We start from the raw sequence: 18,771 nt of genomic DNA, 5'->3' as shown, positions 1-18,771 counted from the left end.
CCGCACCACGCAGAACCGCCCGCACCGCAGAAGCGCCCGCACCACGCAGAAGCGCCCGCACCACCGGGGAAGCCTGCGCCACGGCCGGGCTGTCCGCTGGGCCGGCGCCGTTGGTGCCGGATCCGGCGACCACCTCGCGCCGGGGACCGGCTCTCGACGCGGTCGATCGGTCAGAGCGGCCGGGACAGTTCGGGCGCGCCCGGGCAGCGGGCCTGGTGAGAGGCGCCGGGGCAGGCCGACGTGACGGTCAGGCCAGTGGGTTGTTGCTGGGGCCGCGAATGGCGGAGTCCACGAATTCTTCGGCGAGGCTACCGAGGCGAGGGCGGGACAACCGCGCGGCCACGAGGCTCGGCGCGCGGATGCCGAGGAATCCGGCGGACATCGCGCCCTCGGCGGTGACCGCGAGTGGCCAGCGGCCGAGGTCGCCACGGATCGCGGTCACGATGCCGACGCCGCACCGGCCGGTGTTGGCGAGCTCCTCGTCGAGCTCACCGAGCGCGATGGTCTCCTCGAGATCGGGGTCGGCCGCCAGCAGGATGGTCGGCGCCCACTCGTCCTCTTCTTCCTCGTCGTCTTCGGTGGCGGCGTGGCGTCCGGCGGAGGCCTTTTCGACGCCCAGCGCTTGGGAGACGCGGCGGCGCATGCGCACGATGCCGTCGGCGACGGTCGGGACCGGCTCGATGCGGCCGTCGCCGATCATCGCGAAGTGGTTGGTCTGTTCGGAGTCGAAGCCCGCGACGAGGATCTCGACGTCGTCGCTCCACGGGCTGCCGGCCAGTTCGGCGCCGAGGTAGCGCAGGAGGTCCTCGGCGCGGAACTCGTCGCCGGTGAGGGTGAGGACTCCGAGGCGTTCGAGGTCGAGCAGGAGCGGCGCGGAGTCGCGGGTGCCGACCGTGACGAGCATCGGCAGTGGCGCGGGCATCGGCGCGGGTTCCGGGAGTTCGGCGTCGGCGGCGAGGATCCAGTTGAGTTCGGTGCCGCTCCAGGGGGACGGCGGGTTCGGGCACGGGCGGCTGAGGATGAGTTTGATGCCGTCGGGCTCGAGCCAGGCACCGAGGACGTCCGGCATCTCGTCCGCGGCTCGGTCGGCCAGTGAGACCGCCAGCGCGCGGAGCGCCGCGTCCAGCCGGACGTTGCCGGCCGGAGCGGAAACCGCGGGCCCGCCCGAGGCGGAGCCGCTGTCCGAGGTCGGGTGAGGGCTTCCGGCGAGCCCGGCACCGTCCGGCCGGCGGCCGACGTCCGCGGTCGGGGTGGGGCTGGCCGGGGCGTCGACGTCGAGGGCGACGAGGGGGCGGCGGTCGGAGCCGGGGCCCGCGGTGGAGCCAGGGGTTGCGGTGGAGCCTTGGGCCGGGCGGGTGCCGCCGTCGGGACCGGGATCGGTGCGGAAGGCGGGATCGGTCGGGAAGCCGGAGGTCATCGCGGGACCCGCCAGGGTGGAGCGTCGTTTGGGGAGGGGCGGAGGCTCGGAGCGCTGGCGTGGAGGTGCGGCGACGAAGCCGTCGCGGGGCGGCTTGGGGTCGTTGGCCTTGCCGTGGCCACGGTGGCGCCGGTGACGTCCGACGAACGCTTCCTGGCGACGACCGCGGGCGAGGAGGAGTGCCGCGAGCAGGCCGGCGCCCGCGAGGGGGACGCCGATCGGCAGGATCAGTGAGGTCTCGTGCGAGGCCGGACGCGTTTCGGTGGTGTCCGGTGCCGGTTGGGCGCCTCCGCTGGCACCGGTCGGTGCGGCTTCCGGCGTGCGGTCGGGTGACTCCTTCTGCTGGGGGACGCCCCCCGGCGCGGGTTGAGGCACGCGGTCGCTGTGCCGAGGGGTCTGCGAGCCCGCAGGCGCGCTCGGCGCCCCCGAACTCGGCGCCCCCGAACTCGGCGCGGCCGAACTCGGCGCGGCCGAACCGGGCGCTCCCGGACTCGGCGCGGGCGCGGGGATGCCGGGCGCGGCCGATCCGGGGGCGGCGCTGGGAGCAGGCGCACTCGGGGCCGGGGTTCCCGGCGTCAGCGTGCCCGGCGCCGATCCACTCGACTCCGGCGCGCTCGGCCCCGGACTACTCGGCTCCGGACTACTCGGCTCCGGACTACTCGGCCCCGGACTAGGGCTGCTCGGGGGCGGGGCTTCGGGGGCGGATTCCGGCGTCTGCACCTGGCCGGCCGCGTGGTCGTCGGCGCCTCGGTCGCGGGCGTCGGGCGGGAGGACGATGTGCTGGCCGGGCCGGATCTCGTCGGGGTCCTGGAGGCCGCTTCCGGTCGCGAGTTCCGGGTAGCGGTCGGGGTCACCGAGGAAGCGTTCCGAGACGTCGGAGAGCCGGTCGCCCGAGGCGATCACATAGGTGCTCGTCGAAGAACCCTGCACGGGGCCGGCCGCGTACGGCGACGCGCCCCGGTCGCGGGCCCCCGGCGGGAGCACGATCCGCTGTCCGGCCCGGATTTCGTCCGGATCGGACACTCCGCTCGCGGCGGCCAGTTCCGGGTAGCGGTCCGGGTCTCCGAGGAAACGCGCCGAGATGTCGGCCAGCCGATCCCCCGGCGCGACCACGTACGTCCCGCCGCTCGAAGCCATCGGCCGGACCGTGTAGCCCGGCGCCCCGCCTCCGGCCGCCGGGGGCGCCGAAACCGCCCGCACCGGCAGCGGAGGCCGACCGACCGGCTTCACCGCCCCACCGGCCGGCCCCGGCCCCCCATCCCGCCCCGCACCCACGTCCCGCCCCGCCGCCGGCTGCCCCATCGGCGCCGACCCGGACGCGGGTGGCGGCAGTTGGTCTCGCGCCACGGCCGCCGACCACGGCGCGGCACCGGACGCCGGCGCGGGCAACTCGTCCCGGCCAACAGCCGACGACCACGGTGCTGTGCCGTGCTGCATGGCCGGGGCCGCGGTCTGCGCGCCCGTCGTCGCGACATCGGCGGCAACCGTCGCCGGCGCGTGCGCCACCGCGGCGCTCGCCGCCGTCGACGTTCCGACCAGCAGCGCTATCGCGGCGATCAGCGCCGCGGCGGCGCGCTGCTGGGTGCGCAACCCCGGCAACCGGGGCGTCGGGCGCCGCAGCAACGACGACGGCACCTCGACGAGCACCGACAACGCGAACGTCGCCCACCCGATCCACCCGGCCACGGTGAGCACGCGCAGGAACAACGTGCCGTCGTCCGGCGACATCAGCGCGTGCCCCGCCTCGGCCAGCGCCGGCACGTGGTCGGGTAGCGGGTTCCCGCCGAGTACGACCAGCAGAATCGGCACGCCGCCGAGCGTCCCCAGGAGAACGAAGAGCGCAACGAGGCCGCGCAGGACCTGCCGTCCCCGCGTCGTCGTAGACATGGAGCTCATCGAGCGCCTCCTCCGGCCGAGCTCATTCGGTGCGAAGCACGGCCGTGGCGTGGCCGGTGACCTGGATCGTGTTGATCCCGATCAGGCCGAGCATCGCGGTCGGCCGGGTGATCCGTACTTCCACGACGACCTCGTCGAGGTCGTCGTTGACGGTCGCGGTGCCGGTGACGTCGGCCGACGCGAGGTAGTCCTGGGCGGCCCGGACGGCGAGGTCCGGGTCGAGCTGCTTCTTGCCGCCGGGGATCGCGGTCGCGCCGTCGATTCCCTGCCCGGCCGCCCGCGCGGCCTCGGCGGCGATGTTGTCCGCGCGCTGCATCGCGCGCAGCCGAGCGCCGCCGTCCGCGACCATGCCGATCAGGATCAGGACGCCGGCCAGCGCGATCGCCAGGAACACGCTGACCCGGCCGCGGTCGTCGGAGGCCGTCACGATCGGCCCCGGTAGAGGTCGAGCGGGCTCGTGAACGTGGCCGACAACGTGCGGTTGCCCGGCAGGCCCGGCACCGCGATGTCGGAGAACGCGACCGAGCACGAGACGACCGCGGTGACCGACGCCGGCTGCCCGACCGGGCGGGCGAACTGCCGGGTGTCGACGGTGACCGTGACCGGGTCGCAGTGCAGGCCCTGCGCGTCGAGGACGTCGTTCGCGGCGGCGGTGCCGCGGGCCTGGGCGGTCGCGGCCGTCCGGGAGATCGACGCCGCCCTGGCCGCGTCGTGAGCGGCGCCTTCGATCGCGGTCTGGGCGACGGTCTGCCGCCCGATCACCGCCGCCACCGCGATCAGCAGCACGAACGCGGGCAGCAGGATCGCGAACTCGACCGCGATGGATCCGTCGTCACGATCCCTCATGGCCCGGCGTCCTCGTTGTCGGTGGTGAAGCGTTCGACCTCGCCGTGCGCGGTCTCGGAGACCGTGAACGTGAAGCCCGGGATCAGCGAGATCGCCGAGCCGGTGACGGTCGTCGTGACCTGGTCGCCGTTGCGGACGACCGTCACCCGGCCGCCGGACAGCCAGTCGCCTGCGCGCGCCAGGAAGGCACGCCCACGGTCTTCACCCGCGCCCGCGGGGGCGTCGAACGCCCGCTCCGCCGTCGTTGCTTCCTGCGCTGCCGAGAGCGCCGTCGACCGGGCCATGAACACGGCCGCGACCTGGATCGACGCGAACAGCGCGAGCAGCACGGCGGGAGCGAGGATCGCCAGCTCGACCGGCGACGACCCCCGCTCACCCCGCAGCCGCGGCCAGTTCATCTACGGGGCCGAGTTCATCGCGTTGTTGGCCTTCGTCGTGGCCCAGGCCACCACCGCCGCTGCCAGCACCGCGAGCCCCGCGATGATGATCGAGGTGGGCACCGGGCCGTCGCCGCGGTCGCGCTCGCGGGTCAGGTCTTGCATGCGTAACCACACCGCCAGATACAGCTTGGTCATGCGACTCCCTCAAATCCGAGTCATGAACGGGTAGAGCACGAACAGGACGAGCACGAACACCAGGGCAGCGCCCGGGATGTCCAGCCGGGACGTGATCGACTCGGCCTTCGCCAGGTCGTTGGTGCGGATCTGGTCGCGCAGCGAGTCGGCCTGCTCGCGCAGGGTCTGCTGCACCTGCGCGCCCTCCGCGCCGGAGGACTGCATGATCGCGCCGACGTCACCCAGCTCGGCGACACCGATCTCCTCACTCATCAGCCGCAGCTCGGCCCAGGGGAACCGCATCTGGAGCTGGGCGCGGAGCAGCGCCTCGCGGATGCGCTGGAACACCCAGCCGTCACACACCGTGGCCGCTTGCTCGAGCGCCTGTACCGGGCCGTGCGCCGCCGCCAGCTGGAGCGCGACCAGGTCCAGATAGGTACAGACGGCCCGGACGAACTCGGCCCGCGCGGCGGCGGCCTTGTCGAGGACGTCGCGGTGCGCGACGAACATGAACAGCACCGCGCAGACCAGCGACGCCGCGACCGGAATCGCCACCGGCAGCGTGATGCCCGCCGCCGCGAAGATGAACCCGGCCACCGGCGGAGTGGCCAGCCCGATCAGGGCGGAGAGCAGCAACGACAGCAGGTACTGCTCCCGTGTCCGGCCGAGCAGCGTCAGGTCGCGCTGGGGGACGCGGATCCGCCGGGCCAGACCCGACAGCGGCCCGCCGACCGGCGTCGCGACGGCAACCGGTTCGTGCAGCCGCCGGAGCGCCGGGCCGAGCGCCGGTACGGCCGGCAGCGCCTCGCGGATCAGCAGAAAGCCACCGCACCCGACCGCGGCGCCGCCCAGCACGGCGGCCGGCAACTGCCACGAGGCGATCACTCGGCCTCACCACCCGGCACCGACAGGAACCGCGGCGCCCGCGGCGGCAGGCTCATCGCCCGCACCCAGATCAGCAGCGCGATGAACACGCCGCCGAGACCGGCCATCACCAACTGCCCGGTCGCCGTGCCGTACGGCGCCATGTAGTCGGGGCGGCTCGCCCCGTAGACCAGCACCAGCAGCGTCAGACCGGTGAGGAAGCGGACCGCGAACCGGGGCTGCGTCCGTTTCGCTTCGACCTCGCGGCGGGTCGCGACCTCGGCCGCCGCCGCGGACGCGATCGAGTTCAGCACGTCGCCGAGGTGCTCACCGCGGTCGGACAGGTGCAGGATCAGCGCGGCGACGACCTGGTCGCACACCGGGTCGGCGATGTCGTCGGCGAACCGCAGCAGCGCGATCCGGCCGTTCCACCCGGCCTGGAGCCGGGCCGCCAGCGTCTTGATCTCGACCGAGATCGCGACCGGCGCGGTCGCCGTCGACGAGACGATCGCCTGCTGCAGGCCGACGCCGGTCGCGGTGATGTCCTTCAGCCGGCGGGCCCACTCCCCCACCGACTCGATCCGCTGGATCGCGCGCTTCTCCCGGTTGCCGACCGTGAACAGCCACGGGACGCCCGGCACCGCGAGTGCGGCCAGCAGCCCGGCGATCGGCATCCGGGTGAACAGCCAGGCGAAGACGCCCGCCGCCAGCGCCCCGATCAGCAACGCCCGCCGGGTGCGGCGCTCCGGCGCGCTGAGCCCCTCGCCGTTCCACAGCCTCCGCCACCACAACGACGTGGACGACGCCGGGCGCGCCGTCGACGCGGTGCCCATCAGCGCGAACACCCCGAGCACCACCCCGGCGACGACGAACGCGCCACCGATCCCGGCGATCAACCGCAGGTTCACACCATCACCCCCGCCGTCGTGGTCGGCGTGCGGTTCAGCAGGCTCTGCAGCGGAGACCGCCAGGCACCGTGCCCGGCCTCGATCCAGCCGGCCAGCGCCCGGGCGTCGTAGCCGACCCGCAGGAGTGCGTCCCGGACCCGGCCCGGCAGGTGCTTGGGCACACCCCGTCCGTCCGCGCCCGGGCCGAACACCGTCGTGGTCGCGATCCGGTCGCCGGTGACTCCGTCGACCTCCTCGATGTGCGACACGAAGCGGTGCTTGCGCCCGCCGATCGGCGTCTCGTCCTGCACGGTGACGTAGACGACCAGATCCAGCGCGTTACCGGCCATCCGCCGGGCCAGCTCGACGGTCATGTCCTTGCCGTGCGACAACGACAGCTCGATGATCCGCTCGGTGACCGCCTGCGGCGTACGGGCGTGGATCGTGCACATCGAACCCCGCGACGTCGTCATCGCCTGCAGCATCGGCACGATCTCCCTCGACCGGACCTCACCAACGATCACCCGCAGCACACCCATCCGCAGCGACAGCGGGATCAGGTCCGCGATCGTCACCTCACCGGCCGGACGCCCGGAGAAATCGCGTTCGCCGTGGCCTTCGCGGGCCTCGAAACTCATCGCCCACGGATGCCGCGGCGAGGAGTGCAGACCCAGCTCGCGGGACTCCTCGAGCAGCACGAACGCTTCCTGCCTCGGAATCTCCGCGGCCAGCGCCCGCAGCAACGTGGTCTTCCCGGCGCCGGCCAGACCGGCGACCATGATGTTCAGCCCGGCCCGCATCGCCGCGGACAGGAACTCCCCGATCAGCGGGTCGATCATCTCCGCCAGATCCGGACGCCCACCGGCCAGATCCGGCAGCGTGACGTCCAGCGTGGAGTGACGGCGGATCACCGCGTACGGGCGGTGCGAGACCTGGTAGACCGCCGCCAGGCGGGACCCGTCGGGCAGTTGCAGGTCCAGAACCGGACGCGACGTCGAGAGCGACCGCTCGGTGGAACCGGCACGACGGGCCGCCGTCTGCAGGATCTCGACCATCTCGTCGTCGGAATCCGCGATCGGCGAACCGACCTCGACCGCACCCGAACGGCGGGTGATCCGCACCCGGTCGCAGCCGAGGATGTGGACCTCCTCGATCGACGGATCGGCCAGCAACGCCTGCAGACGCCCCAGACCGACGAGATCGGCGATCACCGCTTCCAGCAGCGCCCGCTCGTCACCGGAGGCCAGCGGCACACCGGCCCGGCGCTGGGCGTCGACCCACTCGGCCACGAGCTGGCCCGCGGCACGGTCACGTTCCCGCCTGCGGTCGTCCTCCGACGCGTCGGCATGGTTGCGCAGCCACAGCGAGAGCCGCTCGCTGATCTGACGGCCCAGGGCACGGACCGCGCCGTAGTCGACCTGCTTGATCGGAGCGGCGTGCCGCCCCGGCACCGGCCGCGGCGGAGGGGCGCCCCCCAACCGCGGAGCACCCGGAGCACCCGGAGCACCCGGCCCCGGAGAACCGGAACCGGCCGGTCGCGGGGACGGATCGAGAACCGACGGCGGCAGGAACATGACCGGGTCCGGCCCGCCTCCACCGGAGCGGCCCGCCCCCTCCGGGTGAACCGGCCGCTCCGGCTGAGCCGGGCCCTCGGAGACACCGCGGGCCTCCGGGAGGCCCAGGCCGTCGGGCCGGCCGAAGCCTTCCAGGCGGCCCGGCCCCTCCGGGAGCCAGTGCGGGGCCTCGGAACGCTCTTCCGGACGCCAGTGCGGAACCTCGGAACGCTCTTCCGGACGCCGGGGCGGAACCTCGGAGCGCTCTTCCGGACGCCGGGGCGGAACCTCGGAACGCTCTTCCGGACGCCAGTGCGGCGCGGAGCGCTCTTCCGGACGCCGGGGCGCGGGCGGCAGGGCCGAGTGCCCGTGCCGGTCTTCCGGCCGGCGCGGCGGAGGCGGCAACGTCGGCCGGGCCGGCAACGTCGAGGGCGGCAACGCCGAGTGCAGAGCCGCAGACGGCATCCCCGCCGCCGAGGGGCCCGCCGCCGACAGGCCTACCGTGGACGGGCCCACCGCCGACGGGCCCACCTCGGACGGACGGGCGCCGGACGGACGCGCTCCGGCCGAACCCGCCCCGGACGGGAACTCCGCCGGTGCCGGCCACTCCAGCGGAGGCGGCGTGCGCTCGCCGAACGCCGGGTAGTCCGGCGGAAACACCGTCGTGCCCGGCGACACGCGCATGCCCGCACCGGAGACCGGCAGGTCGGCCAGGTGTGCCCGGTGCGCCTCCGGCACCGGATACCCGGTCGCCGCCGGCGGCGTGTCGAACTCGGTCAGCGGATCGAGGGCACCGAGACCCTCCGGAGGCGCTCCCTCAGAACGTGTGCCCATTCCCGACCGCCACCTCCCGCCGAACCGCACGCCGGGGCACCTGCTGCCGGTGCTCGTCGATCAACACCCGCACGCCCGCCTCGGCGCCCGCCGCCGCCCGCAGGAGTGGCCGCGAGAGCCGCACGTCTCCCCCGGTCGACAGCACCCCGGCGGTCTTCGGGTCGTCCGGCAGCGTCGCGACGACCGGCGCGCCGAGCTGCCCCGACACCTCCGACGCCGAGTATGGGCCCGACCCGACCAGCACCAGCCCCAGCGAGGACAGGCTCGCGACGCGCTCGGACAGCTGCGCCCGGATCGCGCCCAGCGTCGGCACGGCCGAGGCGATCGACGGCAGCGTCGGGCGGACGACCAGCAGCACGGCGTCCGCGGCCCAGAGCAAGGGCCACGGCGTAGCCGGGGCGGCGAGCCGCCCGCAGTCGGCGATCACGTCGAACGACGGGTCGCCGAACTCCAGCTGCGAGAAGAAGCCGGCGAACCGGTTCCACAACGGAGCCAACGTGCCGGACTGGGCCGGATCGGTCAGCCCGGGCAGCAGCAGACGCTGCCGCGCGGGCGGGGCCAGATCGACGAGCTGGGCCCAGAACTCACTCTCCAGCCGGTCGTTCGCACCCGAGTGCCGCAGGTCGGCGACGGCGAGCGGCATCAGGCCACGACCGGCGTCGATCTGGCCCTGCAGGTAGCCGGCCAGGATCGACCCGCCCGACGGATCGCATTCGGACAGCACCATCCTGGTCGCCCACGAGAACGTGAACGCCAGCCCGGCCGTGGTGACGCCGGGTGATCCCTTGGCCGACGCCAGCGCGACGAGCGCCATCAGCGCGTCCCGGTGAGGACGACGCCGATCCGCTCCGCCGCGGCGAGCTCCACCACCCGAGGCGCGTCGTTCTGCGACACCGCGACGTAGAGCACGGTCGTGGCGTCCTGGTCGGTGCGCGGCGAGCTGTCGACGACCGTCGCGGCGAACGTCTCGGTCGACGAGGTGCCTTCCGACGTGGAGTTCGGCGCCGCGGTCGCGACCAGCTGCACCTTGTCTCCGGGGCTCAGCCGCTTGGCCGGCATCCGCTCAGGCTTCAGCCCGATGCCGACCTGCTGCTGACCGGGGCCGACGAGTTCTTCGTCGGTGAGCTGGTCTTCGGTGAGCAGCGTGCCGGGCACCAGTGAGACCTTCGCGCGTTTCCCGATGACCGACCCGCGTTCCGAGGCGGCCAGCGGAGACAGCCCGGCCGTGCTGTTGACCTGCACGGTGGCCAGGTCGGCCGCGGTGATCGTCGCCCCCGCCGCGACCGGACGGGCGACGGCCAGGAAGTCGCCCGTCCGGGTCGCGGCGTAGAACGCGAAGGCGGCGAGCAGCCCACCGATCGCGACCAGCGCGACCGCGAGCCCGAGGTGGCCGCCGCGGATCCGGCGCTGGCCGACGACCCGCGGCGCCGATACCGGCCCGGAGGTAGTCACCGGCGTAGTCGTCGCGGTGTGGCTCACTGCGTCACCACCTGGAGTTCGTCGATCTGGATCGTGGTCGTGGTCTGCCGGGTCTGCGGGATCGTTCCGGTCTGGCCGCCACCGGCCCAGTTGACGACCCAGTTGGTCGTGCCGGTGACCGTGTACCGGCCGCCGGGCCGGGAGTGGCTGGATCTCGTGTAGCGGTAACCGCAGTTCGGCGAGGCCGCGTTGCCGTACGACGCCTGATAGGGCGTGCCGGGGTTGGTGCAGACCACCTGGTGGCCGTCGCCCATGTTCCAGGTGATCCTGGCCGCGGTGGCGGTCGCCGTGACGGTGAGCCCGGGCACGGTGGCGGTCGCGGTGAACGGCCCCCAGGTCTGCGGCGTGACCGCGGTCCAGAGCCAGACCGGCAACCCGACCAGCCCGGCCTTACCGGCTTCGGGACCGGGCACGATGCCGATCTGCGGACCCTTGATCGGGATCTTCGTGAACTCCCGGATCGCCACCTGCTGCGCGGTCTCCGCCTGCGGGGGAGGCGCCTCGTCGACCGGGCAGAGCGCGGCGATGTTGCATTGACGCAGAGGTGGCTCGGTGGGGCCGGGTGCCGGGTTGCCCGGCTCGGGCGCCGGGCGTGGTTGCGTCCCCGGACGCTCGGCCCTGACCTCGCAGTCTTCGCCCGGCGGGCACGTCGCGCCCCCGGACGGAGGCGGCTCGGCCGCGGCCACCCCGCCGAGCGCGGAGAACACCACGACGGCGACCAGTGCAGCCAACGCTTTCACCCCGGAACGCCCCTCATCTGTAAGCACGTAAACGCGCCGCGTGACACATAGCGCATCGTCACCACGGAAATACGCGGAGGATGGTTCACCCCCGCTACGACATTCTTGGCACCTGGCCGCCGTAGCGCGCAGTGGACGTATCCCGACTCAAACTGGACAGGCGACGGGTAGGTACACCCTTCGGTGGATCACCTCCCCCTCGTGAGCGCCCGGACCCACGACGACGGATACTCACGGCGGTGACCGACGTCCCGGCCCGACCTCGGTGACCGAACGGCCACGACGCATCACTGTGGACGCGAGCCCCTCGTTGACCGGAGGCATGAGGCTCTTACGTCACCTGCTGGCCGCCCTTCTGATGGCGGCCGCTTTCACCGCGATCCCCGCGCCCGCGCGGGCCGCTACGGTCGTCACCTACCCGGCCCCGGCCGGTGCCCCCACCACCGGCCGCTACGGCGTCTCGGTCGACGGACGCTCCTCGTTCGTCAACACCAGCGGGCTCGGCGCGTTCACGAACTTCTCGTTCGGCGGCGGCCCGGTGGTCGTCACGGTCACGACCAGCGTCGACTCGACGTCACCGGTGCTCCGCCCCCGGGACGCGGCGATCCGCGTGACCCGGACGGCACCCCGGACGTTCCGCTTCACGATCCCGGTCGCCGGCCAGTACAGCTTCGAACTCGGCCCCGACACCGACGCGAACCCACCGCTGTTCCTGTTCGCGAACCCGCTCGAGGTCAACCCACCGACCGGCAACAGCGCTACGACCAGGTACGTCGGTCCCGGAGTCTGGACCGTCGATCCGACCGGTCAGATCGTCCCGGGCGCCGCGGGCACCGGCGGGACGTACTCGGTGGCGGCGGGCACCCGGCTCTACCTCGCCGGCGGCGCGATCCTGCGCGGCAAGATCCGGATCGGTTCCGACACCGAGGGTGGTGCCGGCGCGGACGGCACCGCGGTCACCGGCCGGGGCATCGTCGACTCCACCGCGGTCGTCGACCACGGCCGTCCACTGCGGATCAACAACTCCACCGGCGTGACGATCGACGGGCCGATCTTCCTCGGGCAGAAACACTGGGGCGTCGCCAGCCGGAAGTCGCGCATGGTCACTCTGCGCAACATCAAGGTGATCAACTGGCTCGACAGCGACGGCACCGGAACGCCCGACGGCATCGACCTGGTCGCGTCGAGCGACGTCGAGGTCGACCACGTCTTCGTCCGGAGCTACGACGACGGGATCGCGGTCAAGAGCAGCATGTCCGACGACACCTGGACCGGCCCGAGCGCGCGGATCTTCGTCCACGACTCGGTGGTCTTCAACGGCCGCGCGGGCAACGGCCTGGAGATCGGCCGGGAGACCGGCGCGCCGATCACCGACGTCGCCTACCAGGACATCGACATCATCCACAAGCTCGCCCGCAGCGACCCGTACGCGCGCGACGCGATCTCGATCTTCGTCCGGGACGGCGGTGACGTCAGCGACGTCAACTACACCGACATCCGGATCGAGGAGTGCCAGGAGCGCTACCTCGGGTTCGAGGTCACCGGGCCGGGGTCACTCTCCGACGTCACCGCGACCGACGTCACGTACGCCGGAGCGCCCCGGACGCTCCCGTTCGTCGTCACCGGCAACCCCGCCGGGCTACTCACCGGCGTCCACTTCCACGGCCTCCGATTCAACGGCGGGACGACGCTCGTCACGCGTCCGAGCCAGTTGACGTACGTCACCACCGGTTACGCCACCGGGGTCACGTTCGGCCCCTGATGTTCACTTCGTAACCGGTTGGCGCGGCGCGGCCCGGGGGTACCGGCGGGAGGAGAAGCTCGAAAGGAGACCGCCGTGACCACCCAGAACCCGTTCGAAGACACCGACGAGGTCCTCGACCGCATCACCGACAAGTTCGACGAGCGTTACGAAGGGTCCGTCGACCGGGACACGATCGAGACCACCGTCCGCGAAACCTACGACGAGTTGTCGGCCGAGGCGAGGGTCGAGACGATGCTCCCGGCCGTGACCGAACACGAGGTCGGCGACAAACTCGCCGAGGAGTTCGGCCGCCCGGCCCCGCTCGTCGAGGACGCCGCCGAGGCCGATGACTCGCACGCCGACCTGCGGGCCGGTGCCGCGGGCAGCGCCGAATCCGACCCCCACGGCGTCGGCAGGCCGGTGCTCTGAGGGCCTGCGCTCACCGCCGCTCTTCGGTGAGTGCGGGCCTCCCGACCACCACCCGGTCGCGCCCGGCCCGCTTCGCGGAGTAGAGCGCTTCGTCGGCCGCACCGAGCAGAACCCCGAGATCGTCCGCCGGGCCGCACCGGACACCGACACTCACGGTGACCGGTAGCGGCCCGCTGTCGGTCTCCACCGGAGCGTCGCCGACCGCCGCGTGCAGCCGGCGGGCGACCCGTTCGGCCCGCTCCTCGTCGGCGCCGTCCAGCAGCACCGCGAACTCCTCGCCGCCGTACCGGCCGAGCAGGTCGTCCGGCCCCAGGACGCTCTTGAGCCTGGCCGCGACCTCGGCGATCACCGTGTCGCCGGCGCCGTGCCCGTACCGGTCGTTGACCTGCTTGAAGTGGTCGATGTCGACCATGATCGCGGCGATCGGGCCACCGGCCTCGAGCATCTCCGCGCCGGTCTCGTAGAAGTACCGCCGGTTCGCCGCCCCGGTCAGCCCGTCGATGGTCGCCAGCTCCGCGACCCGGCGGAACAGCAGCGCGTTCTGGTACTGGACCATCCCGGCCGCGGTCATCGCGGCCGCCAGCCCGCGATGGCTCTCGCGGAACGCGTCCGGATCACCGGCGGCGATCAGCAGGACTCCGACCCGGCGGACCGAGCCGTCGGGTTCGCCGAACGTCAGCGGGATCACCAGCAGGCTGGCCGGACCCCCGATCGGCACGATCGTCGGCATGTCGACGGCGAGGAGCCGTTCCAGCGTCGCCGGGCTCACCTTCTCGAACCCGGCCGCTCCGGAGACCAGCAGCGTGCCGTCTTCCTCGCGCTCGACCAGCCAGGAGACCTCACCGGGCAGCAACTGGGTCACCGCGGTGTGCAGACGGCTGAGCACCTCGGCCGGATCCAGCGTGTTCGAGACCGCGATCATCGCCGCCTGCAGCAGGTTCGCCACGTCCCGCTCCTGCTGCACGGCGGCCACCTCGGTCGCCAGCTGCGCCGCCCGCGCGGTCTCCAGCGCCGCCGCCACGTGACGGCAGATCGCCGTCAGAATGCCGGCGTCTCCCGGCCGGAACACCCCGCTGGCGAGCCGGCTGTCGAGGTAGACGACGCCGAGCAGGCGGCTGTCGAGCTCCAGCGGCGCGACGACGACGCTGCGGATGCCGTGAGTGAGCATGCTCTCCGAACCCAGCGCCGCGCCGTCTTCGGTGCCGGTGACCACCAGCTCGCGACGGGACTGCTGAACCCGGTCGACCAGCGAGGCCGCGTACGCGGCCGGACCGGTCAGGTCTTCCTCGTGCGCGGTGCGGCCCAGCCAGAGCACCATCCGGCCGGTGTGCTCGTCGGGCAGGAAGAACAGGCCGCGCTCGGCCCGCAGGATGCGCACCGACTCGTCGAGGCCGACGCGGGCCAGCTGCTTGGGGTCGAGCACCCGGGCCGCGGCCGAGCTGACCTGCTCGAGCGCGGCCAGCCGCTGCCGGTCGACGGTCGAGCGGGAGATGTCCCAGTTCGGGTCGTGCGTGCCGATCGGGGACTCGCCGGCCAGCTCGAACTCGGCCCGGACCCAGTCGGCCCGGTGCGGCCAGCCGTGCTCGTTCGCGAGGTCCAGCGCCTCGTGAGCCGCCCGGCGGCCCGCACCCCGGTCGGCGAGGTCGATCAGCGCCCGGGCCCGTACCCGCGCCGACTCGTACTCGGCCAGCAGCGAGGACGCCGCCCGGACCGCCACCGCGGCGCCGAGGGCGGCGTTCAGGCCACCGACCGGGTCACCCTCCAGCCGGATCAGCTCGGCCCGGACGATCAGCGCGTGGACCCGCAGCCGCGCGCTGTTCGCGGCTCGGTCGAGTTCGGCCACCGCGTGCCGGGCCGCCTCCAGAGCCTGGCCGGCCGCTCCGTGCCGCTGCCGGGCCCGGCGGCACTGCTCCAGCCGCCCGTACGCCTGGTAGACGTAGATCGCGCGCTGCGAGGGCAGCAGTGCGTCCGGCGCGGCACCGAGGGCGGTGAACCGGGCCAGCGCGGCGTCGAACCGCTCGCCGAGGTCGCCGGCCTCGACCGAGATCTGCGCCTCGGTCAACGCCAGGCTGACCACCAGGCCGGGAGCGGCGTCGGTGCGGGCCTCGAACGTCTTCCGCACGTCGGCGAGCTGCTCGTAGGCGTCGGTGAGCCGCCCGCAGGCCGCGGTCGCCGCCGCACCGACCATGAGGAACGACGCGTCGTCGTCGCCGAGTGGCAACCGCGCGGCACCGTTGCGGTAGGCCGCGAGCGCGGTCACCACGTCGCCGCGTACCAGGCGCTGCCAGCAGAACGTCCCGATGCCGTTGAGGAAATGGAACACGTCCAGCCAGTGGCCGCGCTGCCCCAGCAGCGCGGCCGCCCGGTCGGTGTCGGTCTCGTCGCGGACGGTGTCCCAGGCCTGGGCCTCGATCAGCGACGTCTGCACGTCCAGGTGCGGGTCGCCGAGCTCGTCGGCGGCGGCCCGGGCCCTGGCGAACGACCGCTGGGCCAGGCTGTGCCGTCCCGACCGGGCCGCCACGGCACCGATCAGCCCGCAGACCGCGACGTACTCCGCGCTCGCACCCACCCGGGTCGCCGGTGGCAGAGCGCGGAACGCGTACGCCTGCATCTGCTCCGGACGCAGGCCGTACACGCTGCTGTTGGCCAGGCCGACGAGGGCGCGGGCGACCAGCCGCAGCCGTTCGCGCTCCAGGCCGGTGGCGGTGCCGTTGCCCACCCCGGTGCGCAGCCGGGTGGCGGCCACGACCGCGTCCTTGGTCGTGGACACCGCCAGCCGGGCCTCCCCCTGCGGCAACGGCATCCCGAGGACGTCGAGCGCGCGCTCGAACGCGACGTCCGCGGCGTCGGCTTCCCAGCGGCTCAGGTGGACCTGGCCGATGTAGACGAGCAGCCGACCCTGGTCGAGCGGGTCGGTCGCCTGTTCGACCGCCTGCGCGAGCCGGTCGAGCGCCTCGCCGTAGCGTCCGCTCTGGTGCAGGGCGGTGCCGAACGTCTCGGCGAAGTGTGTGGGCAGCGGGATGCGGTAGCCGCGGCTGATCCGCTCGGCGCGGTCGCAGTACGTGACCGCGTCGGGCGGCGACGAGTCGGCCAGCGCCTGCCGGGCGGCGTCCACGCAGGCGCGGGCAGCCGCGCCCGGGTTGCGCTCGACCTCACCGGCCATCCGGTGCCAGGCGAGCCGGTAGACCTGGGCCGGGTCGGGCGGTGCGGGCGCGTCGTCGGGGCCGGTCGGGTCGGGCCGGCCGATCGCGCGGGGCCGCTCCATGAGTTCGGCGGCGCGCTGGTGCACCCCGCGCAGCATCTGCGGGTCGGCGTCGTCCAGCAGCGCCCGCCGGATCCCGGCGTGCACGAACCCGTAGTCGCCACCGCCCCGGCGCTCGACGACGTGCAGGCGCCCGGCTTCGTCCAGCGTCGCCCGGACGTCTTCGCGCGGTGCGCCGCTGACCGCGGTGAGCGTGCCCGGATCGAACCGGACACCGAGCGCGGCCGCCGCCACCAGAATCGCCCGCATCGGTGCGCTGACCTGCTCGATCCGCCGGTTCAGCAACGCGACGACGTCGGTGGGGAGGCGAACCCGGGTCAGGCCTTCCAGGTCGACCATCCAGCGGCCCCAGGCCGGCCGGATCAGCCCGGCCTCCAGCGCGGCCCGGAAGTACTGCAGGACCGCCAGCGGGTTCCCGGCGCTGGCCCTGGCGATCCGGTCGGCGAACTCGGGCCCGAGGTCCATCCGGCCGGACAGCCGCTCGACCAGCTCCGCGACCTCGTCCGCGCCCAGCGGAGCGAGGTTGATCCGCTCGTCGATCAGCCCCTGCATGTCGCTGGAGGAGATGAGGTCGGAGAGCGTCTGCCCGCCGCGGGACGTCGCGAGCACCAGCACCGGTGTGCGGGAGCGCTCGGCGACCAGCTGGGCCAGCACCCGCACGCTGCCGTCGTCCAGCGCGTGCGCGTCTTCCACGCGCACCAGCAGCCCACCGGCCCGGCGCGACAGCTCGAGCAGGAACGTCGCCACCGCGGCCGGGAAGTGGTGCCGCCCGGGGTCATCAACCGGGTCGGGCAGGTGGACCAGCGCGGCGAGCGCCGGTGAGAGCGGACGCAGGTACGACGCGACCGGCGCGGCCGCTTCCTCGAGCCACTGGATCGCGACCGTCCGGGTCGGCTCGGTCATGCGTTCGACGACGCGGACGTGGTTCTCGACCGCCGTGCGTAACGGAGCCAGCGGCGCCGCGCCGTCGACCGCGCGGGCGGTGAGCACCACCGGGCCCGGCCGCTTGTCGTCGCGCGGCCCGACCGTCACCGAGAGCTCCTCGGCCAGCCGGGACTTGCCGCTGCCGGCCGGACCGTCGATCACCACGATCGTCGCGGTGCCGGTCACCGCGCGCCGCCAGGCCCCGAGCAGCCGGGCCAGCTCGGTGCGGCGGCCGACCAGCGCCAGCGGCGCCCGCATGTCGATGCCGACCAGCGCCGGATCGCCACCGCTCGGCACGCCGTTGGGCAGCATCCGGCGGAGGTCGTCGGCGAGCGCACCCGCGTTCGGATAGCGGTCGTCCGGGTCTTTCGCGAGCAGGCGGGCCAGTACCGCCGCGAACCGGTCCGACAGGTCGGGCCGGAGCGCCTGCGGGTCGGGCGGCCGCGCGGTCGCGTGCAGGTGCAGCAGCTCGCCGGCGTCGGTGCTGGTGAACGGGGCCCGTCCGGTGACGCACTCGTAGAGCACGGCGCCGAGCGAGTACAGGTCGGACCGGCCGTCGACCGGCCGGTGCAGCAGCCCGGACTGCTCCGGCGAGCAGTACGCGAGCGTCCCGGCCACCGCGCCGGGTGAGCGCAGCCCGAGGCCGAACCCGTCCAGCGGATCGGTGTCACCGGCGTCGGCCCCGCCGCGCGCGGGCAGGCCCAGCTCCGCGACCCGCACGTCGATCAGGCCGAAGTCGATCAGCACCGGCCGCCCGTCCGGCCGGACCATGATGTTGCGCGGCTTCACGTCCCGGTGGACCAGGCCCACCCGGTGGGCCGCGGCCAGCGCGTCGGCGAGCGCGGCGCCGAGCACGGCGGCCGCCTGTTCCTCGAGACGGCCGACGACGAGCCGGTCGGCCAGCGCCTGGCCTTCGACCAGGTCCATCACCAGGTACGGCCGGCCGTCCTGCTCTCCCACCGCATGCACCTGGACGACGCCGGGGTGGTCGACGCAGGCGAGAACCGCGGCCTCGCGGCGGAACCGGTGGCGGGCGTCGTCGCCGACGGTCGCCGCGATGCCGAGAACTTTGACCGCGTAGTCGGGACGGCGGGCGGCGCCGATGCCTCCGGGAGAAGTACCGTTCCGGGACGTGCGGCGAGCACGGTAGACGACCGTGTCGTTGCCACGGCCGAGCTCGCCGAGCAACACCAAACCAGGCAGCGTGGGAGCGCCCGAGGGAGCGCGTATCGCTGCCGGCGAACGGCCGCCGGACACTTCCGGAACGCTCACGACCCCATCCACTGGACGCTGAACTTCGCAACGCCTTCTTCGCCATGGCGTTGACTCCGCACCGCTGCGG

At 73.7% G+C, this 18,771-nt stretch carries 14 protein-coding genes; 2 read left to right on the top strand and 12 right to left on the bottom strand.

Annotation, left to right across the window (positions count from 1 at the left end; translation table 11 throughout):
* Window positions 1–247: 247 nt before the first annotated feature.
* The 11 genes from ACIBZJ_RS06255 to ACIBZJ_RS06205 form a co-directional block, all read right to left on the bottom strand.
* A complete protein-coding gene (locus ACIBZJ_RS06255; RefSeq protein ID WP_395926169.1) occupies window positions 248–3,313 on the bottom strand; it encodes a LysM peptidoglycan-binding domain-containing protein in 3,066 nt (1,021 codons plus the stop codon).
* A gap of 22 nt (window positions 3,314–3,335) precedes the next feature.
* Entirely contained in the window at window positions 3,336–3,743 is a 408-nt protein-coding gene (locus tag ACIBZJ_RS06250; RefSeq protein WP_395927720.1) for a hypothetical protein, read from the bottom strand.
* The gene (locus ACIBZJ_RS06245) at window positions 3,737–4,159 is read right to left on the bottom strand and encodes a TadE family protein (protein ID WP_395926167.1); all 423 of its coding nucleotides are present in this window, start codon (window positions 4,157–4,159) and stop codon (window positions 3,737–3,739) included. The genes ACIBZJ_RS06250 and ACIBZJ_RS06245 overlap by 7 nt, the downstream gene beginning before the upstream one ends.
* Window positions 4,156–4,557, bottom strand: a complete 402-nt coding sequence (locus tag ACIBZJ_RS06240) for a TadE/TadG family type IV pilus assembly protein (RefSeq protein WP_395926164.1) — start codon at window positions 4,555–4,557, stop codon at window positions 4,156–4,158. Before ACIBZJ_RS06240 ends, ACIBZJ_RS06245 begins: the two co-directional genes overlap by 4 nt.
* On the bottom strand, window positions 4,558–4,734 hold the full coding sequence (locus ACIBZJ_RS06235; protein ID WP_395926162.1) for a hypothetical protein: 177 nt from the start codon (window positions 4,732–4,734) through the stop codon (window positions 4,558–4,560).
* Window positions 4,735–4,743: 9 nt separating this feature from the next.
* Window positions 4,744–5,595: a type II secretion system F family protein gene (locus tag ACIBZJ_RS06230; protein ID WP_395927718.1), complete on the bottom strand. Its 852-nt coding sequence runs from the start codon at window positions 5,593–5,595 to the stop codon at window positions 4,744–4,746.
* The gene (locus tag ACIBZJ_RS06225; protein WP_395927716.1) at window positions 5,595–6,548 is read right to left on the bottom strand and encodes a type II secretion system F family protein; all 954 of its coding nucleotides are present in this window, start codon (window positions 6,546–6,548) and stop codon (window positions 5,595–5,597) included. The genes ACIBZJ_RS06230 and ACIBZJ_RS06225 overlap by 1 nt, the downstream gene beginning before the upstream one ends.
* Complete coding sequence (locus ACIBZJ_RS06220) at window positions 6,482–8,038, bottom strand: CpaF family protein (RefSeq protein WP_395927714.1); 1,557 nt, start codon at window positions 8,036–8,038, stop codon at window positions 6,482–6,484. The genes ACIBZJ_RS06225 and ACIBZJ_RS06220 overlap by 67 nt, the downstream gene beginning before the upstream one ends.
* A gap of 796 nt (window positions 8,039–8,834) precedes the next feature.
* Window positions 8,835–9,665 carry a ParA family protein gene (locus tag ACIBZJ_RS06215; protein ID WP_395926160.1) on the bottom strand — a complete coding sequence of 277 codons (831 nt, stop codon included), beginning with the start codon at window positions 9,663–9,665 and terminating at the stop codon, window positions 8,835–8,837.
* The gene (locus ACIBZJ_RS06210; protein ID WP_395926158.1) at window positions 9,665–10,330 is read right to left on the bottom strand and encodes an SAF domain-containing protein; all 666 of its coding nucleotides are present in this window, start codon (window positions 10,328–10,330) and stop codon (window positions 9,665–9,667) included. The genes ACIBZJ_RS06215 and ACIBZJ_RS06210 overlap by 1 nt, the downstream gene beginning before the upstream one ends.
* Window positions 10,327–11,061: an ATP/GTP-binding protein gene (locus ACIBZJ_RS06205; protein ID WP_395926156.1), complete on the bottom strand. Its 735-nt coding sequence runs from the start codon at window positions 11,059–11,061 to the stop codon at window positions 10,327–10,329. Before ACIBZJ_RS06205 ends, ACIBZJ_RS06210 begins: the two co-directional genes overlap by 4 nt.
* Window positions 11,062–11,392: 331 nt before the next feature.
* Between ACIBZJ_RS06205 and ACIBZJ_RS06200 the strand changes: the two genes are divergently transcribed.
* A complete protein-coding gene (locus tag ACIBZJ_RS06200) occupies window positions 11,393–12,832 on the top strand; it encodes a glycosyl hydrolase family 28 protein (protein WP_395926154.1) in 1,440 nt (479 codons plus the stop codon).
* A 75-nt stretch (window positions 12,833–12,907) separates the two neighbouring features.
* Complete coding sequence (locus tag ACIBZJ_RS06195; protein WP_395926152.1) at window positions 12,908–13,243, top strand: three-helix bundle dimerization domain-containing protein; 336 nt, start codon at window positions 12,908–12,910, stop codon at window positions 13,241–13,243.
* A gap of 10 nt (window positions 13,244–13,253) precedes the next feature.
* On the opposite strand, the gene ACIBZJ_RS06190 is transcribed toward ACIBZJ_RS06195, so the two are convergent.
* Window positions 13,254–18,620, bottom strand: coding sequence for a diguanylate cyclase (locus ACIBZJ_RS06190; protein WP_395927712.1), 5,367 nt, complete (start codon window positions 18,618–18,620; stop codon window positions 13,254–13,256).
* Window positions 18,621–18,771: the final 151 nt, after the last annotated feature.

Origin of the sequence: Cryptosporangium sp. NPDC051539 (genome assembly GCF_044454545.1) — a bacterium.
GTDB lineage: Bacteria > Actinomycetota > Actinomycetes > Mycobacteriales > Cryptosporangiaceae > Cryptosporangium.
The sequence above is the reverse complement of the archived record's forward strand: the minus strand, read 5'-3'. Positions and strand labels throughout refer to the sequence as shown.